18 protein-coding genes are annotated in these 26,540 nt (G+C 63.9%); 9 read left to right on the top strand and 9 right to left on the bottom strand.

Going from position 1 to position 26,540, the window contains the following annotated elements:
• Window positions 1-110 precede the first annotated feature (110 nt).
• From ACVWWQ_RS02640 to ACVWWQ_RS02630, 3 genes are all read left to right on the top strand, one after another.
• On the top strand, window positions 111-1,082 hold the full coding sequence (locus ACVWWQ_RS02640) for a LysR substrate-binding domain-containing protein (RefSeq protein WP_133950180.1): 972 nt from the start codon (window positions 111-113) through the stop codon (window positions 1,080-1,082).
• A 67-nt stretch (window positions 1,083-1,149) separates the two neighbouring features.
• Window positions 1,150-2,289, top strand: a complete 1,140-nt coding sequence (locus tag ACVWWQ_RS02635; protein ID WP_133950182.1) for a pyridoxal phosphate-dependent aminotransferase — start codon at window positions 1,150-1,152, stop codon at window positions 2,287-2,289.
• Window positions 2,286-3,092, top strand: a complete 807-nt coding sequence (locus ACVWWQ_RS02630; RefSeq protein ID WP_133950944.1) for an amidohydrolase — start codon at window positions 2,286-2,288, stop codon at window positions 3,090-3,092. Before ACVWWQ_RS02635 ends, ACVWWQ_RS02630 begins: the two co-directional genes overlap by 4 nt.
• Window positions 3,093-3,149: 57 nt before the next feature.
• On the opposite strand, the gene arsC is transcribed toward ACVWWQ_RS02630, so the two are convergent.
• From arsC to ACVWWQ_RS02610, 4 genes are read right to left on the bottom strand one after another with little or no spacing between them, the layout of a single operon-like run.
• Complete coding sequence (gene arsC, locus ACVWWQ_RS02625; protein WP_133950184.1) at window positions 3,150-3,494, bottom strand: arsenate reductase (glutaredoxin); 345 nt, start codon at window positions 3,492-3,494, stop codon at window positions 3,150-3,152.
• Between the two features lie 28 nt (window positions 3,495-3,522).
• Complete coding sequence (locus ACVWWQ_RS02620; RefSeq protein WP_133950186.1) at window positions 3,523-5,073, bottom strand: pseudouridine synthase; 1,551 nt, start codon at window positions 5,071-5,073, stop codon at window positions 3,523-3,525.
• On the bottom strand, window positions 5,070-5,960 hold the full coding sequence (gene scpB / locus ACVWWQ_RS02615; protein WP_099652038.1) for an SMC-Scp complex subunit ScpB: 891 nt from the start codon (window positions 5,958-5,960) through the stop codon (window positions 5,070-5,072). Before scpB ends, ACVWWQ_RS02620 begins: the two co-directional genes overlap by 4 nt.
• A 49-nt stretch (window positions 5,961-6,009) precedes the next feature.
• Window positions 6,010-6,945, bottom strand: coding sequence for a segregation and condensation protein A (locus ACVWWQ_RS02610; protein ID WP_099652039.1), 936 nt, complete (start codon window positions 6,943-6,945; stop codon window positions 6,010-6,012).
• Window positions 6,946-7,872: 927 nt separating this feature from the next.
• Here ACVWWQ_RS02610 and ACVWWQ_RS02605 point away from each other — a divergent pair.
• A complete protein-coding gene (locus ACVWWQ_RS02605) occupies window positions 7,873-8,232 on the top strand; it encodes a PilZ domain-containing protein (protein WP_099652485.1) in 360 nt (119 codons plus the stop codon).
• 77 nt (window positions 8,233-8,309) lie between these two features.
• Here ACVWWQ_RS02605 and ACVWWQ_RS02600 read toward each other — a convergent pair whose 3' ends face one another.
• Window positions 8,310-9,995, bottom strand: a complete 1,686-nt coding sequence (locus tag ACVWWQ_RS02600) for an AMP-binding protein (protein WP_133950188.1) — start codon at window positions 9,993-9,995, stop codon at window positions 8,310-8,312.
• 141 nt (window positions 9,996-10,136) lie between these two features.
• Here ACVWWQ_RS02600 and ACVWWQ_RS02595 point away from each other — a divergent pair, with 141 nt between their 5' ends.
• Complete coding sequence (locus ACVWWQ_RS02595) at window positions 10,137-10,586, top strand: hypothetical protein (protein WP_133950190.1); 450 nt, start codon at window positions 10,137-10,139, stop codon at window positions 10,584-10,586.
• 163 nt (window positions 10,587-10,749) lie between these two features.
• Here the strand turns inward: ACVWWQ_RS02595 and acnA are convergent, their stop codons facing one another.
• The gene (gene acnA / locus ACVWWQ_RS02590) at window positions 10,750-13,491 is read right to left on the bottom strand and encodes an aconitate hydratase AcnA (protein ID WP_133950192.1); all 2,742 of its coding nucleotides are present in this window, start codon (window positions 13,489-13,491) and stop codon (window positions 10,750-10,752) included.
• A 264-nt stretch (window positions 13,492-13,755) separates the two neighbouring features.
• On the opposite strand from acnA, the gene ACVWWQ_RS02585 reads away from it, so the two are divergent.
• Window positions 13,756-14,694 carry a LysR family transcriptional regulator gene (locus ACVWWQ_RS02585; protein WP_133950194.1) on the top strand — a complete coding sequence of 313 codons (939 nt, stop codon included), beginning with the start codon at window positions 13,756-13,758 and terminating at the stop codon, window positions 14,692-14,694.
• A 211-nt stretch (window positions 14,695-14,905) separates the two neighbouring features.
• On the opposite strand, the gene ACVWWQ_RS02580 is transcribed toward ACVWWQ_RS02585, so the two are convergent.
• The 3 genes from ACVWWQ_RS02580 to ACVWWQ_RS02570 form a co-directional block, all read right to left on the bottom strand.
• Complete coding sequence (locus ACVWWQ_RS02580; protein WP_133950196.1) at window positions 14,906-15,886, bottom strand: IS5 family transposase; 981 nt, start codon at window positions 15,884-15,886, stop codon at window positions 14,906-14,908.
• A 150-nt stretch (window positions 15,887-16,036) separates the two neighbouring features.
• On the bottom strand, window positions 16,037-17,863 hold the full coding sequence (gene typA, locus ACVWWQ_RS02575) for a translational GTPase TypA (RefSeq protein WP_099652044.1): 1,827 nt from the start codon (window positions 17,861-17,863) through the stop codon (window positions 16,037-16,039).
• Window positions 17,864-18,054: 191 nt separating this feature from the next.
• A complete protein-coding gene (locus ACVWWQ_RS02570) occupies window positions 18,055-19,452 on the bottom strand; it encodes a GntP family permease (RefSeq protein WP_099652045.1) in 1,398 nt (465 codons plus the stop codon).
• A gap of 163 nt (window positions 19,453-19,615) precedes the next feature.
• On the opposite strand from ACVWWQ_RS02570, the gene ACVWWQ_RS02565 reads away from it, so the two are divergent.
• From ACVWWQ_RS02565 to ACVWWQ_RS02555, 3 genes are all read left to right on the top strand, one after another.
• Entirely contained in the window at window positions 19,616-21,904 is a 2,289-nt protein-coding gene (locus ACVWWQ_RS02565; protein WP_133950198.1) for a TonB-dependent receptor, read from the top strand.
• A gap of 74 nt (window positions 21,905-21,978) precedes the next feature.
• Complete coding sequence (locus ACVWWQ_RS02560; protein WP_133950200.1) at window positions 21,979-23,016, top strand: extracellular catalytic domain type 2 short-chain-length polyhydroxyalkanoate depolymerase; 1,038 nt, start codon at window positions 21,979-21,981, stop codon at window positions 23,014-23,016.
• Between the two features lie 208 nt (window positions 23,017-23,224).
• Window positions 23,225-26,533 (top strand): hybrid sensor histidine kinase/response regulator, encoded by a 3,309-nt coding sequence (locus ACVWWQ_RS02555; protein WP_133950202.1) that lies wholly within the window; start codon window positions 23,225-23,227, stop codon window positions 26,531-26,533.
• The last annotated feature ends 7 nt before the right edge of the window (window positions 26,534-26,540 follow it).

The following is a 26,540-nucleotide window of genomic DNA, read 5'->3' as shown; positions in this document are numbered from 1 at the left end:
GTGGCATTCGGACCGATCTGATTGACCGTCCATGCAAAGCGGATATATTCGGAACAATCTGGCGATGGACTTCGATCTTTTGACCCATCGACTCCAAAAAGGAAACGACCATGACGGTATTGAGCGGTGCGTTGCAGGATCTGAATGACCTGTATTTCTTCGCTGCCGTGGTGGAGCACGCCGGGTTTTCCGCCGCGGGACGGGCGCTGGGCGTGCCGAAGTCGCGTCTCAGCAAACGGGTTGCCCAGCTCGAGGAGCGACTCGGCGTGCGCCTGCTGCAGCGGACCACGCGACGCTTCGTGGTGACCGAGGTCGGTGAGCGTTTCTATGGCCATTGTCGTGCCGTGCTGGAGGAGGCACAGGCGGCACAAGATGCCGTGGACGAGCTGCGCGCCGAGCCGCGTGGCGTGGTGCGACTGAGTTGCCCGGTATCGCTGGCGCAGACGGTGCTGGCGCACATTCTTCCGGATTTCCTGGCGCAATATCCCAAGATGCAGGTGCGCTTGTTGTCCAATGACCGCCGGGTCGATCTGATCGGCGAAGGCTATGACCTGGCGATCCGGGTGCGCACCAAACTGGACACCGATGCCAACCTGGTGATCCGCAGTTTCGGCCATTCGAGTACCAAGTTGGTGGCCAGCCCGGCCCTGCTGGAGGCGCTTGGCCGCCCGACGGCACCCGACGAGTTGTCGGTGTTGCCGGCCCTGTCCATGCGCGAACACGAGGGTGCGCAAACCTGGGAGTTGCTTGACGCGCAGGGCAGTCGAGTCAACGTCGAGGTGCAGGCGCGCTTGATCACCGGCGACTTCGCGGTGCTGCTGGAGTCGGCGCGCCGCGGCCTCGGGGTGGCGCTGCTGCCGGAGTTTGTCTGCGCACCGGCGATCACGGCAGGGGAGCTGGAAGTGGTGCTGCCGGAATGGAGCGTGCCCGAGGGCACCATGCACTTCGTCTACCCCAGTCGTCGCGGCATGCTTCCCGGCGTGCGTGCACTCGTCGACTTCCTGGCTGACCGCTTGCCGGCCACCACCTTGTTGAAACACGAACAGTGCCGCACCCGCTCGCTGGATGAGCTGTCGGCCTGATCGTGTACGCCGCTCGGGCAATGCGCTAATATCGAATGTTTATGGACATCCATACGGCCAGATGACGATGATTGAAACCAAGCTTCCGAAAGTCGGCACCACCATCTTCAGCGTGATGAGCCAGCTGGCGCTGGAGCACAAGGCGGTGAACCTGGGCCAGGGTTTCCCCGACTTCGAGCCACCGCAAGAGCTGCGCGACGCGCTGACCCGGGCGATGAACGACAGCCGCAACCAGTACGCGCCAATGCACGGTACGGCGGCGCTGCGCGAGCAGATCGCGCTGAAGACCGAGCGGCTGTATGGCCGCAAGCTCAACGTGGATACCGACATCACGGTGACCTCCGGCGCCACCGAGGCGATTTTCGCGGCGATCGCCGCGACGGTGCGTGCCGGTGAAGAAGTGATCGTGTTCGATCCTTCCTACGACTGCTATGAGCCGGCGATCGACCTGCAGGGTGCGCGTGCGGTGCATATTCCGTTGACCGTGCCAGCGTTCTCGATCGACTGGCAACGCGTGCGCAATGCGGTGACCCCGAAGACCCGCATGATCATGATCAACAGCCCGCACAATCCGTCCGGCGCGGTGTTGTCTGCCGCCGATCTGGACGAGCTGGCGGCGATCGTGCGGGATACCGACATCGTGGTGCTGTCCGACGAAGTGTACGAACACATCGTCTACGAGGGCGCGCACGAAAGCGTGCTGCGTCATCCGGAGCTGGCCGAACGCAGCATCGTGATTTCCTCGTTCGGCAAGACCTATCACTGCACTGGCTGGAAGGTGGGATATGCGGTGGCGCCGGCCGCGCTGTCGGCCGAGTTCCGCAAGGTGCACCAGTACCTCACGTTCTGCACCTTCCATCCGGCGCAGGTCGCGTTTGCCGAGTTCATGGCCAGCCATCCGCAGCACTATCTGGAGTTGCCGGCGTTCTACCAGGCCAAGCGCGATCGCTTCCGTGCACTGCTGGCGCCGTCACGCTTCAAGTTGCTCGATGTGCCGGGCGGGTACTTCCAGCTGGTGGACTACTCGGCGATCCGCGACGAAGACGATCTGCCGTTCAGCCGCTGGCTGGTCGAACACGGCGGCGTGGCGGCCATTCCGCTGACACCGTTCTACGAGCGCGCGCCGGGAACCCGCCTGCTGCGCCTGTGCTTCGCCAAGAGCGATGCCACCATGGAGGCGGCGGCAGAACGCTTGTGCCTGCTATGAGCATGCAGGCGCTGAAGGTGTCGTTGATCCAGGGTGCCACCCGCTGGCACGACGGGCCGGCCAACCGCGACTATTACGCCACTCTGGTGCGCCAGGCGCGCGGCAGCGACCTGATCGTGCTGCCGGAGACGTTCCTGTCCGGTTTCAGCAACGATACCCGAGCCAGTGCTGAAACCATGGACGGTGACGGCGTGGCGTGGCTGCGTGAGTTGGCAATCGAGATGGGTGCGGTCATCTGCGGCAGCGTGGCCATCCGCGAGAACGATATCGTCTACAACCGGTTGCTGTGGATGCGACCCGACGGCAGTTTCGAACGGTACGACAAGCGCCATCTGTTTCGCATGGCCGGCGAACACACCCGGTACGGCGGCGGCACCGAGCGCTTGATCGTGGAGCTGAAGGGTTGGCGCATCCTGCCGCAGGTCTGCTACGACCTGCGTTTTCCGGTATGGCTGCGCAATGGTCGGTTGGCCAGTGCATCGGGCGGCATGGAGTATGACCTGGCGATCTTCGTGGCCAACTGGCCGGCGCCGCGACGGCAGCCGTGGCGCACGCTGCTGCGTGCGCGCGCCATCGAGAACCTGAGCTACGTGATCGGCGTGAACCGGGTTGGCGTGGACGGCAACGACATTCCCTATGCAGGCGACAGCGCAGTGATCGATCCGGTGGGCGAGCCGCTGGTGGAACTGGGCACGCAGGAACAGGTGGTGACGATCACGCTTGATCCGGCCCCCTTGCTGGCGCACCGCGAACGTTTCCCGGCATGGATGGATGCCGATGCGTTTTCGCTGCATCGAGATTGAGCAATGCACAATGTGCCTGCAGGAACCCGCTCGCGGGCTCCTGCAGGCACATTGACTTCAGAGTATGGCCAGCACCGCTTCGGGCGGACGGCCCAGCGCAGCCTTGCCATTGGCGACCACGATGGGTCGCTCGATCAGTTTGGGATGCGTCACCATCGCCGCAATCAATGCCGCATCGCCGAGTGCGGAATCAGCCAGTCCGAGCGCCTGGTATTCCGCTTCGCCGGTACGCAACAATTCGCGTGCCGTCATGCCCAGCTGCTTCAGCAATGACGTCAACTCCGCTGCGCTTGGCGGCGTGTCGAGATAGTTGACTACCTCGATGTCGCTGCCGCGTTCCTGCAGCAGCGCCAGCGTGGCGCGTGATTTCGAGCAGCGGTTGTTGTGGTAGATCCGCACCATGGTTCAGACGTCACCGGTTGCCGTGGTATCAGCGATTGCCCGAGCGGTTGCCACCGCGCCCCGGCGGACGGCCACCCGTGGCGCCACCGGGGCGCGCGCCGCCATGCGGGCGGTTGCCACCCTGGCCCTGCGGTCGTCCGGAACCTTGCGGGCGGTTGCCGCCTTGTCCCTGCGGGCGCGCCTGGTTGCCATGCGAGCGATTGCCCTGCGACTGACCCTGGCCTTGACCCTGGCCTTGAGGGCGCGGACCACGATTGCCCGGCGCTCGATTGCCGGCCGCCGCGCTGTTGCCGCGCGCATCGCCGCCGAATCCGCTGTACGGACTCGCAGCGCGGCCTTCGCCACCGGCACGCGCACCAAAGGGTTTGCCGCCGGCCGGACGACGATTGCCAGCAGCTGCGCCACCCGCATTGCCGCGCGGTGCACCGGGGCGACCGGTGCCATCGCGGTTTTCACCGGCGAACCAGGTACGCACCGAAGGCAGCTCCTGGCCCGGCGCCACGCGGCGGGTCTTGCCACCACGGGCAGCACCGGCACCGGCGCCGCGCTCCGGCCGCGCCACGTTGCCGTTCACTTCCCGGCCATCACGACGTGGCGGTTTGCGACCGCGGGTCGGTTCTTCGCGGATACGGTCGTAGGCGCGGATTTCGCGTGCCTCGTCCTGACCGCCGGTCCAGGCGGTGCCTGCGCCACGCTCGGGGCGATATTCGGTGACGCTGCGGTTGGCACGGCGCTGATGCAGCACCGGACTCAGCGTCAGCACCGGTTGGGCAGTGCCGAGGCCGGTGGTCTGGCGCAACTGCTTGACGCTTTCGGCGTCGAGCGTTTCGCACTCGCCGCGGCGCAGGTTGCGTGGCAATTCGATCTTGCCGTAGCGGATGCGCTTCAGGCGGCTCACCAGGAACCCTTGCGAGTCCCACAGGCGGCGCACTTCGCGGTTGCGACCCTCGCGGATCACCACGCGGAACCAGCTGTGGCTGCCGCCACGGCTGATCACGGCGATCTCGTCGAAACGTGCGAGGCCGTCGTCCAGTTCCACGCCGGCTTTCAGGCGTTCGATGATCTCGTCGGGCACCTCACCGTGCACGCGGCACAGGTATTCGCGCTCGAGACCGCTCTTCGGGTGCATCAGCCCATTGGCCAGTTCACCGTCGGTGGTCAGCAGCAGCAAGCCGGTGGTGTTGATGTCCAGGCGGCCCACGGCAACCCAGCGCGCGCCTTTCAGTCGCGGCAGCTGTTCGAACACGTTGGGGCGGCCCTCGGGGTCGTCGCGGGTGGTCAGCACGCCTTCGGGCTTGTGGTAGATCAGCACCTCGGCATCGTCGCGGCTGTCGGTGGCAACGACGAACTGCTTGCCGTCCATGACCACGCGGTCACCGGCCTTCACGCTCATGCCGATCTCGGCGGGAGCGCCGTTGAGTTCGACTTCGCCGGACTGGATGCGCTGTTCGAGCATGCGGCGAGAGCCGAGACCGGCGTTGGCCAGCACCTTGTGCAGGCGCTCTTCCAGCGTGGGGCCATCGGTGTCGACACGCGGTTCGCGCTTCAGGGATAAAACGGTTTTCTGCGGCGCAGTCATGCGCGGTACTCCTCGGTATCTTGGCTTGCGGTGTCGGTTTCGACGTCCGCGGCGGGGTTCGCTGCCTCATCGGCAGTGGCTGTCAGGGTCTCGGCGTTCGGGTCCGTGCGGGCGCCCTCGTCGTCGGATTCGGAAACGACGGCGGCATCGGCATCCGTCGTGGTGGGGTGGTGGTCGACATCGGCGGAATCCATCGATGCGACAGGGACTTCGCCATTGCCGTTTTCCGGCTCGTTCGTCTCGGAAGACGATTCATCCTGAGCCAGCGGATCGGTGGTTTCTTCGTCTTCGGGGTCCACCGGCAGATCGCGCACGATGCGGGCGGGCAGGGGTTCCGGCTCGAAGCGCATCTGCGGGTCTTCCATGTCACGGATTTCCGACAGCGGCGGCAATTGATCCAGCGATTTCAGGTTGAAGTAGTCGAGGAAGGCGCGGGTGGTGCCGAACAGCGCCGGCTTGCCGGGCACGTCGCGATAGCCCACCACGCGGATCCATTCGCGCTCTTCCATCGTCTTGATGATGTTGGAGGACACCACCACGCCACGGATCTGCTCGATCTCGGGGCGGGTGATCGGTTGGCGATAGGCGATCAGCGCCAATGTTTCCAGCAAGGCCCTCGAGTAGCGGCTGGGGCGTTCGGTCCACATCCGCGAAATCCACGGATGCACGTCCTGGCGAACCTGGTAACGGAAACCCGACGCCACTTCCTTCAGCTCGACGCCGCGCCCGCCACAGTCTTCCGCCAGCGATTCCAGTGCCTTGGCGATCTGTTCGCGATTGACCTCATCGGCCTCGGTGAACAAGTCGCCCAGATGCTGCACGGTCATCGGCTGGGTGGAGGCCAGCAGGGCGGCCTCGATGATGGATTTCAGTTGCTCGATCTGCATAACCTTGGGTCGGATGCCGTTTCGGTAGCTGTCGTTCAAAGGGTGTCGTTCAATCGCCGGATGCTTCAATCACGGCCGGTTCGTCATCTTGTGCGTCGTCCATGGGCAGTTCGGGACCTTCCAGGGCATGGCTTGCCTTCGCCTTCACGTAGATCGGTGCCAGTGGTTCCTCCTGGACGATCTCGACCAGCATTTCCTTGGCCAGTTCCAGCATCGCCAGAAAGGTCACCACGATGCCGAGGCGCCCTTCGCTGATGTCGAACAGGCTCTCGAAACGGTGGAAACTGCTGTCGTCGAGCCGGCTCAGCAATTCGCCCATTCGCTGGCGAACGCTGAGGGCCTCACGCTTGATCGCGTGGTGGCCGAACAGTTCCGCCCGGTGCATCACGTCCTTCAGCGCCAGCAGCATTTCGCTCAGCTCCAGCGGCGGCGGCAACTTGATGATGTTGCGCTCACCCACCTCGGCATGGACCACCACGCTGTCGCGCTCCAGTCGCGGCATCGCCTCGATATCCTCGGCGGCGCGCTTGAATCGTTCGTACTCCTGCAATCGCCGCACCAGTTCGGCGCGGGGATCCTCTTCCAGTCCTTCCTCGACCGGTGGTCGCGGCAGCAGCAGTCGCGACTTGATCTCGGCCAGGATCGCGGCCATCAGCAGGTATTCAGCGGCCAGTTCCAGCCGCATGACATCGCGCATCAGCTCGATGTAACTCATGTACTGCCGGGTGATCTCGGCGACCGGGATGTCCAGAATGTCCAGATTCTGCCGGCGGATCAGGTACAGCAACAGATCAAGTGGACCCTCGAACGACTCGAGGATGACCTCAAGCGCATCCGGCGGAATGTACAGATCCTGCGGCATCTGCAACATCGGCTCGCCACGCACGATAGCCAACGGCATTTCCTGCTGCTGGGGTAGCGACGCGAAGGCATCCTGCGCTGCAGGTACCGGGCTCTGTGGCTCGACGACGGGCTCAGTGCTCATCAATGCATGTCATGGGGCCGACTTGGGCGGCTGGCAGTGCGTTCAACAGGATCGGAGTCATTTGCATGCCTGTGCGACATGAGGATGTCCGTACTCGGAACACGGCCGTTAGGCGGTATTCCCTGGGTGCTGCGTTCGTCTAAATCATACAAATCGAGGCGTGTCTTGCGCACTCGTCACGACGGGCATGATGAAGCCACTCGTTTGTGGTTCGGTCAGGCGGGTCGCCAACGACCATTTGGCGTCAACTGCGGGTTGTCAGCCGCGACAGGGAAGCCAAGCCAATGGTGGCGGGAATGGAGCTGCGCCTGTTCACTGGTCGGTTCAAGAGCGATCGGATGGAGGCCGAGAAGTGCTGCTGGTGCTGGACAAGCAGTTTCCCCGGTACCACGCGTGTTGCCAAGGGTAATGGTTGGCCCGCTTCAAGTCCAGCGCGGACAACCATTCCTCATCTCACCCCTGGCCGGAACACTTGAATGCCTTAGGTTCCGCATTCCCGCCGCGGGCAGGCACAATATCCCACTGGGCGATGGAGTGATGACTGTCGACAGTCGAAGGTCGCCATGTGACCCAACGCGTCGAATTGCGGCGAGGCTGCGTCGGGTGTGATGGGGTTCGATGAAAGGTGATGCTGGGTGCGCGCACGGGATGCGGGAATGCGCAGGCGTGAAACGGCGTCGGCATTGGTTGTGCTCCGGCGAAATCCGGTGGATGACAGCCTGGTTGATGTTCGTCGTCCGCCGCGGATGGGCGGCTGAAATCGTCTGGCACGGTGGTTGCTTTGGAAACCTTTGACAGATGCAATCGTGTGGGTGGCTTGCCTGTCATACGGGATGCGACACGACAATTTTCAGGATGAAGTTGAAAGAGCGCGCTGCCGGGGACCAGAACAAGGGCAGGCGTAAACACAGACGGATGGTGGAGCAGATGGCAGCCGAGACAGGTGACAACGGAACCGAGAAGCTGCGCCCGGCGCGCATGCAGATCGAGACAACGGTGTTGATGAGCCGCCATGGCGAATCCCATCCCACGGAGCTGGTCGACATTTCGGCCACCGGCGCCTTGTTGCGCCGCCCATTGGGGTGGTCGGGGAATGTCGGTGAGAGCTGGGTACTCGACATGATCTTCGGTCACAACTTGCACATTCATCTTGAAGCCGCCGTGGCGCGTGTTTCCGACCATCACATTGGCTTTTCCTACAGCCGCATTCCGGAAGACAAGCAGGCGCCGCTGTGGAATCTGCTGGGCGGCTACGCGGACATCCTCGAATACTGGAAGGACGGCTGAGCCACGCTTTTGCTCCATCGCTCGCAACAAAAAGCCCGCGTGATTGACGCGGGCTTTTTTGATGCCTGCAGCAGAACTCAGGCGACAGGCTTCTTCTCGTCGCGCAGTTCGCGACGAAGGATCTTGCCCACGTTGCTCTTCGGCAGCTCGGTGCGGAACTCGATCTGGCGCGGTCGCTTGTAGCCGGTCAGGCGATCATGGCTGAACTGCTTCAGCGCCTCTTCGGTGAGTTGCGGGTCCTTGCGCACCACGAACAACTTCACGACTTCGCCTGAGTGCTCATCGGGCACGCCCACGGCGGCAACCTCAAGCACGCCGGGATGTTCCATCACCACGTCCTCGACTTCGTTCGGATAGACGTTGAAGCCGGACACCAGGATCATGTCCTTCTTGCGGTCGACGATATAGAAGTAGCCATTCTCGTCCATCTTGGCGATGTCGCCGGTATGCAGCCAGCCATCGGCGCCGAGCACCTTGGCGGTCTCGTCCGGCCGCTGCCAGTAACCTTTCATGACCTGCGGCCCCTGCACCATCAGTTCGCCGGCTTCGCCGGTCGGCAGCGGCAGGCCGTCTTCGGACCAGATGGCGACGTTGGTGGACGGCACCGGCAGGCCGATCGAGCCGTTGTATTCCTTCAGGTCCAGCGGATTGATGCAAACCGCCGGCGACGTTTCGGTGAGGCCATAAGCTTCGGCCAGAGTGCAGCCGGTGATCTTCTTCCAGCGCTCGGCGACGGCGCGCTGCACTGCCATGCCACCGCCCAGGGTCAGGTGCAGTCGCGAGAAATCGAGCTCGGCAAAGCCCGGCGTATTGAGCAGGCCATTGAACAGCGTGTTGACGCCGGTGATCGCGGTGAATCCGGATTTCTTCAGTTCCTTGACGAAGCCCGGCATGTCGCGCGGGTTGGTGATCAGCCAGTTCAGGCCGCCGAGCCGGGCGAATACCAGCCCGTTCGCGGTCAGTGAAAAGATGTGATACAGCGGCAGCGCCGTGATGATCACCTCTTCGCCCGGCTTGACCAGCTTGGCACCGATCCATGCGCTGGCCTGCAGCATGTTGGCGATCATGTTGCCGTGGGTGAGCATGGCGCCCTTGGCCACGCCGGTGGTGCCGCCGGTGTATTGCAGAAACGCCACGTCGTCGTGGGTCAGCGTGACTGCGGGCAACGGGTGTGTCGCGCCGCGCGCCAGCGCATCGCGGAATCGGACGGCCTGCGGCAGGTTGAACGCCGGCACCATCTTCTTGACGTGCTTGAGCGCGAAGTTGATCAGCGCGCCCTTCGGAAATCCGAGCAGGTCGCCGATGCCGGTGGTGATGATGTGCTGGACATGAGTTTCGGCTACCACCTGTTGCAGGGTGGCGGCGAAGTTGTCCAACACCACGATAGCCTTGGCGCCGGAGTCCTCCAGTTGATGTTTCAACTCGCGTGCGGTGTACATCGGGTTGGTGTTGACTACCACCAGGCCGGCACGCATCGCGCCGAAAAGAGCGATCGGATACTGCAACAGGTTCGGCATCATGAGCGCGATGCGGTCGCCCTTGCCAAGCTTGAGCACGCCGGTGAGGTAGCCGGCGAACTGACGGCTCATCTCGTCGATCTGGCCATAGCTGAGCTGGCGGCCAAAGTTGGAAAACGCCGGGCGCTCGCGGAAGCTTTCGAAGGCTTCCTCCAGTACGGCAGGCACCGATGCGTATTGATTGACGTCAATCTGCTCGGGCACGCCGGATGGATAGTGATCCAGCCACGGACGTTCATTGCTCATGCTTGGGTTCCCTGTGTTGTCGATGACCACGAGTCGATGATGGCTGAAGCGGTGTTGCAGTTGCCATCATGGATCACGCGCCGGATCATTGGAGCATACGCCCGCGTACAGCGGCAAGCCGCACTGCAGTGAGTTCCGCCCATGCCACGAGTGAATAAAACCGTCTGCCTGCTGATGGCGCTGGCGTTGCTGTCGACGTGTCTTTCGGCTTGTCGACGCACGCCGGATGAAGCGCAAGTGCGCGAGGCGATTGCCGCAGTGGCAAAAGCGGCCGAAGCGGGCTCGGCCAGCGCTGTCGGTGCGCCGCTCAGCGAAGAATTCGATGGCAACGCGGGCAGCCTGGATCGACGCGAACTGACCAGCATGGTGAGGCTGCTGTCGCTGCGCGGCGAGCACATCGGCGTGACGATGGGGCCGGTGTCGATCGAACACCGCGGCGAGCGCATGCTCGCCACATTCACCGTGACGTTGACCCGTGGTGGCGGGCGTTTGCTGCCTGATCAATTGGGCCTCTATCGGGTCGAGTCGGCGTGGCGCAAGGAGGATGGCAAGTGGCGTTGTTACACGGCGAGCTGGTCGCGGTCGATGTAAGGGCGCTTGCGGGTGGTGGTGTTGCTCGGGCTTTTTGCGTTCAGGCATCAAGGCAGGAGCATCGCCCACGAGTGGGCTCCTGCGGCTGTATGGGGTTGCGGGCAAGAAAAAACCGCCCCGGATGCCGGGGCGGTTTTTTTTTTGCTTCAGGTCACATTGAAACTCAGGCAGCCTTTTTGCCCGCCAGCTGACGCAGCACGTACTGCAGGATGCCGCCGTGGCGGAAGAAGTCGCGCTCCTTCGGGGTCAGCAGCATCACGTGCACGGTGAACTGCTTCTTGCTGCCATCGGCAGCGGTCGCGGTGACCGTGGCTTCCTTCGCGTTGCCGTTGTCCAGGCCGACAATGTCGAAGCTTTCGCTGCCGGTCAGGCCCAGCGACTTGGCGCTGTCGCCTGCCTTGAACTGCAGCGGAAGCACGCCCATGCCGACCAGGTTGGAACGGTGGATGCGCTCGAAGCTTTCGGTGATCACGGCCTTGACGCCCAGCAGCAGGGTGCCCTTGGCCGCCCAGTCACGCGAGGAGCCGGTGCCGTATTCCTTGCCGGCAATGACCACCAGCGGGGTGCCCGCGTCCTTGTACTTTATCGCCGCGTCGTAGATCGCCAGCTGTTCGCCGCTGGGGATGTGGCGGGTGAAGCCGCCTTCGACGCCGTCCAGCATCTGGTTCTTGATGCGGATGTTGGCGAACGTGCCGCGCACCATCACGTCATCGTTGCCGCGACGCGAGCCGTACGAGTTGAAGTCGATCGGCTGCACGCCGCGCGAGATCAGGAAGCGACCGGCCGGTGAATCCTTCTTGATCGAACCGGCCGGCGAGATGTGGTCGGTGGTGATCGAGTCGCCGAACAGGCCGAGGCAGCGGGCGGCGTGGATGTCCTCGACCTTGCCCACTTCCATCGTCATGCCGTCGAAGTAGGGCGGATTCTTGATGTAGGTGGAGGCTTCGTCCCAGGCGTACAGCGCGCCATCCGGCGAGGCGATCGCGTTCCAGCGCTCGTCGCCCTTGAAGACGTCGGCGTAGTTCTTCCTGAACATGTCCGAGGTGACCGCGCTGGCCATCAGGTCGCTGATTTCCTGATTGGTCGGCCAGACGTCCTTGAGGAACACGTCCTTGCCGTCCGAACCCTTGCCCAGCGGTTCGGTGGTGAGGTTCATGTCGAGCGAGCCGGCGAGGGCGTAGGCGACCACCAGCGGCGGCGAGGCCAGGTAGTTCATCTTCACTTCGGCGTGGACGCGGCCTTCGAAGTTGCGGTTGCCGGAGATCACGGCGCCCACGGTGAGGTCACCGGCGCTGATCGCCTGGCTGATTTCCTGCGGCAGCGGACCGGAGTTGCCGATGCAGGTGGTGCAGCCGTAGCCGACCAGGTAGAAGCCGGTCTTTTCCAGTTCGGTCAGCAGGCCGGTCTTTTCCAGGTAGTCGGTGACGACCTTGGAGCCCGGTGCCAGCGAGGTCTTCACCCACGGCTTGGCTTTCAAGCCCTTGGCGGCGGCCTTCTTGGCGACCAGGCCGGCGGCCAGCATCACCGCCGGGTTGGAGGTGTTGGTGCAGGAGGTGATTGCTGCGATGACCACCGAGCCGTCACCGACGCGGAAGTCCTGGCCATGCATCGACACGTGCTGGCCCGGCGCGCTCTCGCTCTGGTCGTGACCGACGGCAGTGTCGCCGCCTTCATTGGCAAAGCGCGCTTCGGCACCGTTGCGCTTGGCGGTGGTGGCGCCGAGATTGTCGTTGTAGTTCTGCTTGACGTCGGTCAGCAGCACACGATCCTGTGGACGCTTCGGGCCGGCCATCGACGGCTTGACCTCGGCCAGGTCCAGTTCCAGCGTGGTGGTGAATTCGGCGTGCGGGCTGTTCTCGTCGTGCCACAGGCCTTGGGCCTTGGCATAAGCCTCGACCAGCGCGACCTGTTCGTCGCTGCGGCCGGACAGGCGCAGGTACTTCAGCGACTCGGCGTCGACCGGGAAGATGCCGCAGGTCGCGCCATATTCCGGTGCCATGTTGCCGATGGTGGCGCGATCGGCCAGTGCCAAGTGCTGCAGGCCCGGACCGAAGAACTCCACGAACTTTCCGACCACGCCCTGCTTGCGCAGCATCTGCGTCACGGTCAGCACTAGGTCGGTGGCGGTGGCACCCTCGGGCAGCTTGCCGGAGAGCTTGAAGCCGACCACCTGCGGAATCAGCATGGAGGAGGGCTGGCCCAGCATGGCCGCCTCGGCCTCGATGCCGCCCACGCCCCAGCCCAGCACGCCCAGGCCGTTGACCATGGTGGTGTGCGAGTCGGTGCCGAACACGGTGTCCGGATAGGCCCACTGCTGGCCGTCGACTTCATTGGCCATCACCACGCGGGCCAGGTGCTCCAGGTTGACCTGATGCACGATGCCGGTGCGCGGCGGCACGACCTTGAAGTCGGCCAGGGCTTTCTGGCCCCAGCGCAGGAAGCTGTAACGGGCCTGGTTGCGCTCGAACTCGATCGCGACGTTCTTTTCCAGCGCATCTTCGCTGCCGAACACGTCGACCTGCACCGAGTGGTCGATGACCAGCTCGGCCGGCGACAGCGGATTGATCAGGGTCGGATCACCGCCCAGTGCCTTCATCGCGTCGCGCATGGCGGCCAGGTCGACCACGCACGGCACGCCGGTGAAATCCTGCAGCAGCACGCGCGCCGGCATGAAGGAAATTTCGGTGTCCGGCTCCTTCTTCGCGTCCCAGTTGGCGACGGCTTCGATTTCCTTCGAGGTCACGTCGACGCCATCTTCGTGGCGCAGCAGGTTTTCCAGCAGGATCTTCATCGAGAACGGCAGCCGCTTCAGGTCGAAGCGCTCGCCGAGCTTGGCGAGGCTGGCAAAGGCATACTGCTTGCCGTTGACCTCAAGGGTATCGCGTGAGGAAAAGGTGTCTTTCATGGGGACGTGCTCCTGGCTGAATCCTGCGGCTGGGATGACTGAACGACGACGCCGGACGGCGTGCGGGGTCCACCAGTCCGGTAAAAACGCAATTATCGCGCAAACCCCGCAAGTCCGCGAACGAAATGGTCACCTGATCGGGGCTGCGCGGCCCCTCGGCGCCATTCGGACGACGTCGGCGGGTACACTGCGCGAACGGCTTGTGGCCGACTACACCGCACAGGATGGCTTCGATGATCTGCGCAAGCAAACGCCTTTGATGACATGCAGCATTCGATGATTTCGATGGGCCTTGCCGCCGTCTCGCTACGCGACCTCGCGTTGGTGCAGGCGGTGCATCGCCAGGGCAGTTTCAACAGTGCGGCACGAGCGATGCACATCAGTCCCTCCGGGCTGTCGCACCAGGTGCAGAAAGTGGAACAGGCGCTGGGTGCGCCGTTGTTCGAACGCGGCGGTCGGAAGATCGTGCCCACCGCTGGCGGCCAGCGGTTGCTGCAGCAGATCGACGCTGTGCTGGCGGCGGCCGAGCACCTGCAACAGGTGGCCCGAGCTGGCGAAGTCGCCTTTGGCGGCGAACTGCGCCTGGGCGTGCCGGCGTCGCTGGGGCCGTATCTGCTACCGCATTTGATCGCGCCGTTTCCACAGCATTTCCCGGGTGCTCGCCTGGGTATTTCCGAGGGCAAGCCGCGTGGCCTGTTGCGGCGATTGAGCGAGGGTGAGCTGGACGCCGTGCTGGCACCGCCGACGCCGATACTCAGCGGCATCGCTTCGCGTTCGCTGTTCTTCGAACCGTGGGAGTTGATGTTGCGTGCGGATCATCCGCTGGCCGGGCAACAGCAAATCGCCATGGATCAGCTCGATCCGGCCGAGGCCACGCTGATGGCGGAGAGTCACGCTGATGGACTGCAGTGCGAAGGCAGCGAACACGGCCATGTACAGGATGTCAGCCTGGAAAGCCTGGCTGCGCTGGTGAGTCTGCGCGGCGGCTACGCCCTGGTACCCGCGCTGGCCCACGAGCGGCTGGCCTCGATGCCGAACATTGCGCTGGCCAAATTGACCGGTTCAGCGTCAGGTCGCGAGATCGCGCTGTACTGGCGCGATGCTTCCCCGTGGCATGACGACCTGCAGGCGTTTGCCGAACTTTTGCGCAAGCTGGCGCGACAGCGGGCCGGCCTGCGCGTAAGAGGCACCAAAACTCCGTAGGAGCCCACTTGTGGGCGATGCTTTTCCGCCATGCCCGATGGCTGTCGTGAAGGGCATCGCCCACAAGGAATGCTCTGATCTATTTGGCTCGGAATGGCCGTCCAGACGGCCATGTAAGAAAGTGCAGATCGCTACGATGAAAGGGTGATTTTTAGAGTGACCCGTCGCCTTCGCAGCGTCAATTTACCTCGAATTGCCCCGTTTCCCCGGCTCACAGGCGCACCTCCCCTGCGGGCGCCAGCAACGTTCGTCGCGTCATCCACAGATTCGACAACGCAAATAGCGTCAGTATCTGGGCTGTGTTTTTGGCCAGTCCCCTGAAGCGCACCTTCTGGTAGCCGAACTGCCGCTTCACCACGCGAAACGGGTGCTCCACCTTCGACCGTACCGCCGCTTTCATGTGCTCCGTGTGCTTCACGGCATCCTTCAGTTCACCCTCGGGCATCGCCTTGACGCTGCCGCGCTTGGCCGCGATGTGCCACCTGCGACCGCGCTTGGGCGCGCGCTTTTCCGCCCCTTGATAGCCAGCGTCGGCGTAGACGGTTTTCTCCTTGCCGTGCAGCAGCTTGTCCACTTCCGTCACGTCGCCTACGTTCGCCGGCGTCGTGGTCACGGTGTGCACCAGGCCCGACTCCACGTCCACGCCGATGTGGGCCTTCATGCCGAAATACCACTGCTGGCCCTTCTTGGTCTGGTGCATCTCCGGGTCGCGTTGCTTGTCTTTGTTCTTTGTCGACGACGGCGCCTGGATGATGGTGGCATCCACAATCGTGCCCTGGCGCAAGAGCAAGCCCTTGCCGCTCAGGTGCGCGTTGACCGTTTCGAGCATTTTCGCGGCCAGGCCGTGCTGTTCCAGGAAGCGGCGGAACTTCAGGATCGTCGTCTCGTCGGGAATGGCGTCCTCGTTCAACTCCAGCCCCGCGAACCGGCGCATCGACTCGATCTCGTACAAGGCATCCTCCATCGCCGGGTCGCTCAATGCGTACCACTGCTGCATGAAGTGGATGCGCAGCATCGTCGAGGCGGGCATCGGCGGTCGACCGCGGCGGCCGGACGTCGGATAGCTGGGTTCAATCAGCGCCAGCAGCGCCTCCCACGGCACCACCTTGTCCATCTCGCCAAGGAATTTCTCCCGACGGGTCGGCTTCTTCTTGGCGTCGAAACTGAGCGAGGCGAACGAGCGTTGCTTCATCGGGGATATGCTTCCTGGGGCTCGTCGCTATGATGCCTCAGACGGGGAATAGATCAGAGCATCCCAAGTGGGCTCCTACGGGAATAGAAGGGATGAAATGCAGAAGGCCGCCTTGCGGCGGCCTTCTGTTGAATCACCTGGAACGAAGACTCAGCTACGCGAAGCGCGCTTGCGGTCGTTCTCGGTGAGGTGCTTCTTGCGCAGGCGGATTTCCTTCGGGGTGATCTCGACCAGCTCGTCGTCGTCGATGAAGTCCAGGGCCTGTTCCAGGGTGAACTTGATCGCCGGGGTCAGCTGGATTGCATCGTCCTTGCCGGAAGCGCGCATGTTGGTCAGCGGCTTGGGCTTGATCACGTTGACGGTGAGGTCATTGTCCTTGGCGTGGATGCCGACCAGCTGGCCTTCATACACATTGTCACCTTCGGCCGCGAACAGCTTGCCACGTTCCTGCAGCGGCCCGAGCGAGTAGGCCGGGGTGCTGCCGCCGGCATTCGCGATCATCACGCCATTGAGGCGCTTGGCGATCTGGCCGTCTTCCTTCGGACCATAATGGTCGAACACGTGGAACAGCAGGCCCGAACCCTGGGTCAGGGTCTTGAACTGGTTCTGGAAGCCGATCAGGCCACGCGCCGGAATCTCGTAATCCAGACGTACGCGACCCTTGCCGTCCGGCTCCATGTTCTTCAGCTGGCCCTTGCGCACGCCGAGACGTTCCATCACCGCACCTTGGTGGACTTCTTCCACGTCGACCACCAACTGCTCGATCGGCTCCATTTTCTGGCCGTCGATTTCCTTGATGATCACTTCCGGGCGGGACACGGCCAGCTCGTAGCCTTCGCGGCGCATGTTCTCGATCAGCACCGACAGATGCAGCTCGCCGCGGCCGGAGACCAGGAACTTGTCCGCATCGGAACCTTCCTCGACCTTCAATGCCACGTTGTGCACCTGCTCGCGATCCAGGCGCTCACGCAGCTGGCGGCTGGTCAGGAATTTGCCGCCGCTCATGTCCTTGTTGCCGGCGAACGGCGAGTTGTTGACCTGGAAGGTCATCGAGATGGTCGGCTCGTCGACGGTCAGTGCCGGCAACGCTTCCGGTGTATCGAGCGCGCAGATGGTGTCGGAGATGGTCAGGTCGGCGATGCCGGAAATGGCGACGATGTCGCCAGCCTCGGCGGTGTCCTGCTCGATCCGCTCCAGGCCGAGGAAGCCCAGCACCTGCATCACCTTGCCCTGGCGCTTCTTGCCGTGGCGATCGATCACGGCGACCGGCATGCCCTTCTTCAAGGCGCCGCGCTGGATGCGGCCGATGCCGATAACGCCGACGAAGCTGTTGTAGTCCAGCTGGCTGATGCGCATCTGGAACGGGCCGTCCGGATCCACGTCCGGTTTGCTGACGTGCTGCATGATCGCTTCGTACAGCGGAGTCATGTCGCCTTCGCGGACGTCGTCGTTGAGGCCGGCGTAGCCGTTCAGCGCCGAGGCGTAGACGATCGGGAAATCCATCTGCTCCGGCGTGGCGCCCAGGCGGTCGAACAGATCCCAGACCTGCTCGACGACCCACTCGGGACGCGCGCCGGGGCGGTCGACCTTGTTGATCACCACGATCGGCTTGAAGCCCATCGCGAACGCCTTCTGCGTCACGAAGCGGGTCTGCGGCATCGGGCCGTCCATCGCGTCGACCAGGATCAGCACCGAGTCGACCATCGACAGCACGCGCTCGACTTCGCCGCCGAAATCGGCATGTCCCGGGGTGTCGACGATGTTGATGCGATTGCCTTTCCAGGTGATCGCGGTGTTCTTGGCCAGGATCGTGATGCCACGTTCCTTTTCCTGATCATTGGAGTCCATGACTCGCTCGGCCAGGACCGTTCGCTCGGCGAGCGTGCCGGACTGCTTCAGCAGGCAGTCGACGAGGGTGGTCTTGCCGTGATCGACGTGGGCGACGATGGCGATATTGCGCAGGTTTTCAATAGACATGGGATCGACTCGGGCGGCGCACAGGCCGTCACGCAGGTTTTTGAAGGGCGAATTAACCGATTATACGGATTTATGTGAAAACTTGCCCGTCATTTTTCGGTGGCCCGTTCATCTGGCCCGCGAGGCACGGGCAAACCGGTGGAAATCCATGTTTCCGAACCGTTTGTCACCCTGCCTGGGGGGCGGTCGACTCAGACTACGCCGGTGAGGTAGTAGGCGGCGATAACCACCAGCACGGCCAGCGTCTTGATCACGGTGATCGCGAAGATGTCTTTGTAGGCCTGCCGGTGAGTCAGCCCGGTGACTGCCAGCAGGGTGATCACCGCACCATTGTGCGGCAGTGTATCCATGCCGCCGGACGCCATGGCGGCGACCCGGTGCAACACCTCCATCGGGATGCCGGCAGCGTTGGCATTGGCGATGAAGGTCTCGGCCATCGCCCCCAGCGCGATGCTCATTCCGCCGGAGGCTGAACCGGTGATGCCGGCCAGTGCGGTTACCGTGACGGCTTCGTTGACCAGCGGGTTGGGGATCGTGTGGAGCGCGTCGGCGACCAGCTTGAAGCCGGGCAGGGCAGCGATCACCGCGCCAAAGCCGTATTCCGAGGCGGTATTCATCGAGGCGAGCAACGCGCCGCCAACAGCGGCCTGGCTGCCGGCGGCCAGATGCCGGGTCACCGCGCGCCAGGCGAACACCAGCACGCAAAGAATGCCGACCAGCAAGGCTCCTTCGACCGCCCAGATCGCGGCGACCTTGGAGACTTCCTGAACCACCGGTGGCGCGTTGCCGACCACGCTGGGCAGGAAGGACTGGCTATGCCCGTACAGCCGCGGGATCAGGTCGGTGAACACCTTGTTGCACACGCCGACGAGGATCAGCGGCAGCAGCGCGATCAGCGGGTGCGGCAGTTTGGCGGCCTCGAACGGTGCCGGTTCGTTGACCAGCTTGTCGCCATAGCCTTCGCCAGCCGCCGCTGCCTTGCGCCGGCGCCAGTCCAGGTAGGTCAGGCCGACGATCAGGATGAAGACGGCGCCGATCGTGCCCAGCCACGGCGCGGCCCAGGTATTGGTGCCGAAAAATGCGGTGGGAATGATGTTCTGGATCTGCGGCGTACCCGGCAACGAGTCCATGGTGAAGGTGAATGCGCCCAGCGCGATGGTGCCGGGGATCAGACGTTTCGGGATGTCCGACTGGCGGAACAGTTCCGCGGCAAACGGGTACACGGCGAACACCACCACGAACAGCGACACGCCGCCGTAGGTCAACAGGGCGCAGACCAGCACGATCGACAGGATCGCCCGGCTGCGACCGACCAGGCCGATGGTCGCCGCGACGATGGACTTGGAAAAGCCGGACAGCTCGATCAGCTTGCCGAATACCGCGCCCAGCATGAACACCGGGAAATACAGCTTGAGGAAGCCGACCATCTTGTCCATGAACAAGCCGGTGAACATCGGCGCGACCAGTGAAGGATCGGTCAGCAGCACCGCGCCCAATGCGGCGATCGGGGCGAACAGGATGACGCTGTAGCCGCGATACGCCGCGAACATCAGAAAGCAGAGTGCGGCCAGCACGATCAGGAACGCCATCCGTGAATCTCCCCGTTTCAGCAGTAACGACAGGCGTCGAGTATCCCGGAGGCTCGCGTGCGCAGGCACTGTACGAAGGTACAAGTGTCGCTGCGGCAAGGGCCACCTAAGCTCCCCTCATCAGCATTCGCGCGAGCGATGCATTCACAAGCAAGGGGACGTCATGAAACGCACGCATCTGAGTTCGGCTATCGGTCTGGTTCTGGGGCTTGCCTTCATCACGCCACTGCAGGCGCAGCAGACGACGAACGACAGCACTGTCGGCAAGCCGACGGCTGCGAAGCAGGCCGAAGCCAAGCAGCTTGAGGAAGTCACCGTCAGCGCACGTCGCCGCGACGAATCGTTGGAAAAGGTGCCGGTGGCGATCACTGCCTTCAGCGGGGAGGACATGAAGGATCTGCAGGCCAACAGCATCGACGGCTTGCAAGGGGCGGTGCCGAACATGAATATCGTGCAGGGCCGTGGCTCGTCTTCCGCAGTGAACATCTTCATTCGAGGCATCGGTCAGCCTGATGCCCTGCAGACGTTCGATCCCGGCGTCGGCATGTATGTCGATGACGTTTACTACTCGCGTATCCAGGGTGCGTTGATCAGCCTGTTCGACGTGGAGCGCGTTGAAGTACTGCGCGGACCGCAGGGCACGCTGTACGGCAAGAATTCCACCGGCGGTGCGGTGAAGGTGGTCACCAAAAACCCGCCTGAAGCGACCGAGGCTTCGGTTGAGGCCGGCTTCGGCAATTTCGGTCGGCGTGAGGGCAAGTTCTATCTTGGCGGTCCGCTGGCGGGCGCCTGGTCAGCGTCGATCGCCGGCGCGGTGACCCAGACCGACGGCTATGTCACTGATCCGTCCACCGGCCACAAATACAACGACGAGGACACCAAGGCGGTGCGCGGCAAACTGCGCTATCACCCGTCGGAGAATTTCGACGCGGTGCTCAGTCTCGATTACACCAAGATGGACACCGCGTTGACCTTGGGACAGCCGGTTTCCTCACTGACCCGGACTGATCTGGCCTTCGGCACGGTTGTGTTGCTCAAGCCTGATCCGGATGAGAAGTACGACTTCAAGTCACGTACCTCATTCAGTCGGGACAAGGGTCAGCACCTGAAGCACGGCGGTGCGGCACTGAATCTCAACTGGAAGTTGTCCGAGCAGTGGAATCTCAAGAGCATCAGTGCGTTCCGCAAGCTCGACAGCGACTCCTATATCGATATCGATGCTTCGCAGTTCCAGCTGGGCGACGTGATGGTCAACTTCCATCAAAAGCAGGCCAGCCAGGAGCTGCAGCTGCAATACGACAACGGCAGCAACCTGCAGGCGGTCTATGGCCTGTACTACCTGCGCGAAACCGTACCGTCGCATCAGGAAGCCTATGCCGATGACCTGTTCGCCCTGGCCGGCACGCCGATCACCTTTTTGCGTACCATCGACGACGATCTCACCACCACCACGTATGCCGGCTTCGGTCACGTGAATTGGGAGTTCGTGCCCAGCTGGACGCTGGCCGCCGGTGTGCGTTACAGCAGTGATCACAAGGACTATGACCGCACTACCAGCACGTTCTGGGGCCAGCCCTTCACCGCCATCAACGAAACGGTTGCCTTCACCGGCAACAAGCGCTGGAACGCGTGGACGCCCACGCTCAGCCTGCAGAAGCAGTTCGACCCGCAGACCATGGGTTACGTGTCGGCCAGCCGCGGCTTCAAGTCGGGCGGCTTCAACGGCCGAGCGAACTCCGCGGCTGAAACGCGCACCGCCGAGTACAACCCCGAATACGTGTGGACCTACGAGCTCGGACTCAAGTGGCGTTCGACAGACAACAAGCTGCAGGCGAATATCGCGGCGTTCCACAGCGACTACACGGATTTCCAGGCGCGCGTTTCCGAAGTGCAGAACCCCGGCTCGATCACCCCGACGTTCGCCTTCCCTGTGATCAACGCGGCCAAGTTGAAGATGGATGGCGTCGAGTTTGAAGGCGCCGCCGTGTTCGATGATGGTACCCGCCTGTCGGCGCAGGTCGGTTATCTGGATGCCCGCTACGCGAAATTCGTCGACCATCGACTCGACCCCAGCGATCCGCTGTACAACCCGAGCCTGCACGATCACGTGCCGTTCTCGCCCAGCTGGACTTCGCGGGTTGCGGCCACCCATGCCTTCAACCTGGGGAACGGCAGCGCGATCACCATTGGCGCCGACTGGTCCTACCGCAGCGAGACCTGGTTGAGCGTGGACAACTACGACGCGTTGAGCCAGAAGGCGTATTCCGTGACCGGCCTGTTCGGCATCTATGACTCCGCCGATGGCCATTGGCAGTTCCGCACCGGCGTGCGCAACCTCGGCGACAAGGTTTACAAGACGGACGGCCAGGAGTTCTCCAGCGTGGGCAATATCCGCACGGCGTACTACGGCATGCCGCGCAACTGGTATGCCAACCTGCGCTACAACTTCTGAAAGACAGCTTTGCAGGGCGGGCACTGCTCGCCCTACGTGGCGTCCATGTTGAGCCGATCATAAGGAGCAGATTGATGAAAACCCGCTGGGTGACCCGCGTCTTGTGGCTGACCTTGCTGACCAGCGCCGGCAGCGCCTGCGCCAAAGAGGCGGATACCGGCCTGCCCAAGCTCAAGATCGACCCCGCGCGCACCGCTGTGATCGGCCTTTCGTCGGGTGCCTACATGGCGACTCAGACGCAGTTGGCTTATCCGGAACTGTTTCCGAACGCAGCCATGGTCGCGGGCGGCCCGTACGGCTGTGCCGGAGGGCAACTGACGGTGGCACTGGGCAGTTGCATGAAAGGCGAACCCGCGCCGGATGTCACCGCGCTGGTCGCCAGCGCCACAAAACGCTCCGCGGCCGGCGACATCGGCGCATTGAAGGATCTTGCCCACGCTCATGTCTATCTGTTGCACGGCAAGGACGACGCTCTGGTGGCACCGGTGGTGGCGGAGGCCGGCGCCCATTTCTATGAGCAATTGCGCGACAGCACGCCCGGCCTGAAAGGCATGCAGGTCCATGACGACGGCCAGCGAGCGTTTGCCCACAACCTGCCGGTAGCCGGCGATGGTGACGATTGCGACAAGTCGGTGGCGCCGTATCTGGGTCACTGCGGCTTCGACGCTGCCGGCGAAATCTTTGCGCAGATGTTCGGCAAGCCGGCTCATGCGGCGATGCCGGCGCAAGGCGAGCTGCGCACCTTCGATCAGGATGCATTGCGCCCGGATGGCGCCGACGCGTTCATGGCCAGCACCGGTTACGTCTACCTGCCTCCGGCCTGCCTGGCGGGCAAGCCGTGCGGGGTGATGGTGGCGTTCCACGGTTGCAAGCAGAATGCCGATGCGGTGGGCGAGGCCTTCGTCAAGGACGCCGGCTTCAATCGCTGGGCCGACGTGTACGACGTGGCGGTGCTATATCCTCAGACCCGCGCAAGTTTCGCGCCTTTGAATCCGCAGGCATGCTGGGACTGGTGGGGTTATTCGGGAGCCGACTACGACACACGCCATGGCGTGCAGTTGCGCTGGCTGGTGAGCGCGGTGCGGGCGCTGGGGCTGCCAGCGGGGCATTGATGGCGGTTCGCCATCGTCCCGTCGAGTGCACCACTGTAGGAGCGCACCCTGTGCGCGATGTTCTTGCTTCATCCACATTTTGCAGAGGCAAGATCTTTAGAGCAAAGAGCTTTCGTCCTCCTTCGGAGGGCGAAAGCTTTTCGCTCTGGGCTACTAATAAGGCGACAGAAGCGTCGCGATTGAAATCGCTCCCACAGGTGCTCATACCATGCTGAGCACCAGCCTCATCGCCTTCGCGGCCCTGTGCTGGCTCGGCCTCCTCTTCGGCGTGGCGCTGCTGGGCGAGCGTCGCCCGCAGATCTTCGAAAAGCGCTGGGCGATCGTGTACGCGCTGTCGCTGGCGATCCACTGCACCTCGTGGACCTTCTACGGCACGGTGACTCAGGCCAGTCGCTCGGGTTGGTGGTTGCCGCCGACGTTCGTGGGCGCGATCCTGATGTATCTGTTCGCGCTGAAATTCCTCGGCCGGATGGTGCAGTTGGTGCGCGAGTACAACGCCGGTTCGCTGGCCGATCTGATCGCGGTACGGCTGGGTCGGCATTCGGGACTCGCGGCGCTGGTCACCTTTGTGGTGGTGATCGGGATCGTGCCGTACATCGCGCTGCAGTTGAAGGCGGTGGCGATGAGCTACGGCATCCTCAGCCACGGTCAATTGGCCGAATCCGAGCCGTGGCAGGACAGCGCGCTGTACGTGGCCTTGCTGATGGCGTTGTTCGCGATGCTGTTCGGCACGCGACGTGCGTCGACGATGGCGCACAACCGCGGCCTGGTGCTGGCGATGGCGTTCGAGTCGCTGTTCAAGCTGGGTGCGATGCTGGCTCTCGGCACGTTGCTGTTCACCGCATTGCCGGCGGGCTTGCCGGCCAGGTTGCCGTCGCCGCCGGACAGTGGCGGGTTTCCGGCCTTGATCCTGCTCGGTGCGCTGGCGATGTTCACCATGCCTCACCAGTTCTACGCGGGGATCGTCGAGTGCCGCGATGATGGACAACTGCGCACCGCGCGATGGCTGTTTCCCTTGTATCTGCTGCTGATCTCGCTGCCGATCCTGCCGCTGGCGCGGCTGGGCGATGCGTGGCTGGGTGCCAGTGGCGTGTCCTCGGACATGTATGTGCTGGCGCTGCCTTTGGCGCGTGGCGACCATGGCCTGGCCTTGATCGCCTTCCTCGGCGGCCTGAGCGCGGCGACCAGCATGGTGGTGATTGCCACCCTCACGCTGAGCCTGATGGTGGTCAATCATTTCATCGCCCCGTTGCGCGTGCGCTCGGGCTGGGGTCGTGACGAACATGGCGACCTGCGCGGCGAATTGCTGAACCACCGCCGCGTGGCGATCCTGGTGGTGATCCTGCTGGCATGGGCGTACAGCCGCGCGCTGGCGCGCAACGAGGCGCTGGCCGATATCGGCGCGATCTCGTTTTCCGCGCTGGCGGGATTGACGCCAGCCCTGCTGGCCGCGGTCTATCGGCCGCAGTTGGGATCCCGCGCGGTGATGGCCGGGCTGGCCCTCGGCACGCTGGTGTGGCTGTACGCGGTGGTGCCGGCCTTGCTGCCGGCGGCGCCTGCATGGCTGGCAGGCGGCCCGTTCGGTCTGCGCTGGCTGGCACCGGACGATCTGCTGGGTCTGGGCGACTGGAACCGGTTGGGGCGTGCGGTGGTGGTGAGCCTGGCGGCCAACGCGGCGGTGATGATGGCTGTGGCCGGCTCGCGTTTCGGCCGTGCTGCGCGCGTGGTCAGCGTGGGCGATGTCGGCGTGACCGAACTGCGCGCGCTCGCCGCGCGCTTCCTGCCGTCCGAGCGGGTTGATCATCTGTTCGATCGCGCGCCGGCGAGTGGAGCCGCGGGCAGCGTGCGCGTCGCGCAGGTGGAGCATGAACTGGCTGCGGTGATCGGGGCCGCCTCCGCGCGACTGCTGCTGGAAGTCGTGCATCGCCAGGGACGCGACGACCTGGATACCGTCGTCGCCATCGTCGGCGAGGCGGCGCAGGATTTGCGATTCAACCAGCGGGTGCTGGAGGCGGCGCTGGAAAACATGAGCCAGGGCATCTGCGTGGTCGATGCCGAACTGCAACTGGTGGCCTGGAACACACCGTACGCGCGCCTGTTCGATTACCCGCCCGAGTTGTTGCAGGTGGGTCGTCCGGTCGCCGAGCTGACCCGCCACAATATCGATGCCGGCATGCTCGGCCCCGGCGAAGTGGAGCAGCGCGTGCAACGCCGGCTTGCGCACATGCGCAGCGGCACGCGACACCTGTCCGAGCGGCGCTTCCCCGACGGCACCATCGTCGAGATCCGTGGCAACCCGATGCCCGGCGGCGGCTTCGTGGCCACCTTCACCGACGTCACCGCCTTCCGCCAAGCCGAAGTCGCTCTGAAGCGCGTCAACGAAACGCTGGAGTTGCGGGTGGAAGAACGCACCCGCGCCCTGGCTGCCGCGTCGGCCGAGGCGCAGGCCGCGAACGACGCGAAGAGTCGTTTCCTCGCCGCGGTCACGCATGACCTGATGCAGCCCTTGCATGCCGCCCAACTGTTCGCCCATGCGCTGACCGAGCGCGACGGGGATGCCGCCACCGCGCAACACCTCAACGGCGCGCTCGCGGCCACCGAAGGCCTGCTCACCGGTCTGCTCGACGTGGCCCGCCTCGAGGGCGGCCGTCTGCATCCGCAACCGCGCGCGTTTCCGCTGGCCGACGTGCTCGACCCGCTGGCCGCCGAATTCCGCGCCATCGCACTCGACCGCGGCGTGCGCTTCGACATGGTCGGCACGCGCGCCTGGGTGCGTTCGGATCCGCAACTGCTGCGCCGCGTGCTGCAGAACTTCCTGTCGAACGCGTTGCGGTATGCGGAACACGGGCGCGTCCTGCTGGGTGTGCGCCGTGCCGGCCAGCAGTTGCGCCTGGAAGTGTGGGACACCGGCCCCGGCATCGCGCCTGACGAACAGCAACTGATCTTCCAGGAATTCCGTCGCGGCAGCACGGCAGGCGGACAGGGCCTCGGACTTGGCCTGTCGATCGCGCAACGCATGGCCGGACTGCTCGGTCATCCGCTCGGTCTGCGCTCATGGCTGGGCCATGGCAGCGTGTTCGACCTTGGCGTGCCGAGGGCGCGAGCGGCGATACGGTTGCCGCCTGTCACCGATGCACGGCAGTCACTTCCAGCCGGTCGTGCGCTGGTGCTGGACAACGAGCCGGCGGCACTCGCCGCGCTCTGCAGCCTGCTGACCAGCTGGGGCTGGAAGGTGCATGCCGCGCGCAATGCCGAGCAGGCGCTGGCGGTATCGTGGCGGCCTGACCTGCATATCCTCGATTTTCATCTTGACGGTGGCGACACCGGTTTCGGTGTGTGGCATCAGCTGCGCGAACTCCATGCCGATGTGCCGACCGTGATGCTCACGGCGGATCGTGACGGGGAATTGCGCCAGCGATTGCTCGACGCAGGGGTGGGCGTGTTGTACAAGCCACTGAAGCCGTTGGCGTTGCGACAGATATTGCACCGGGTCGCTACAGGGGCAATGCGGTCGTGACGAGCGC

It is taken from the genome of Rhodanobacter sp. TND4EL1 (assembly GCF_054061035.1).
The sequence above is the reverse complement of the archived record's forward strand: the minus strand, read 5'-3'. Positions and strand labels throughout refer to the sequence as shown.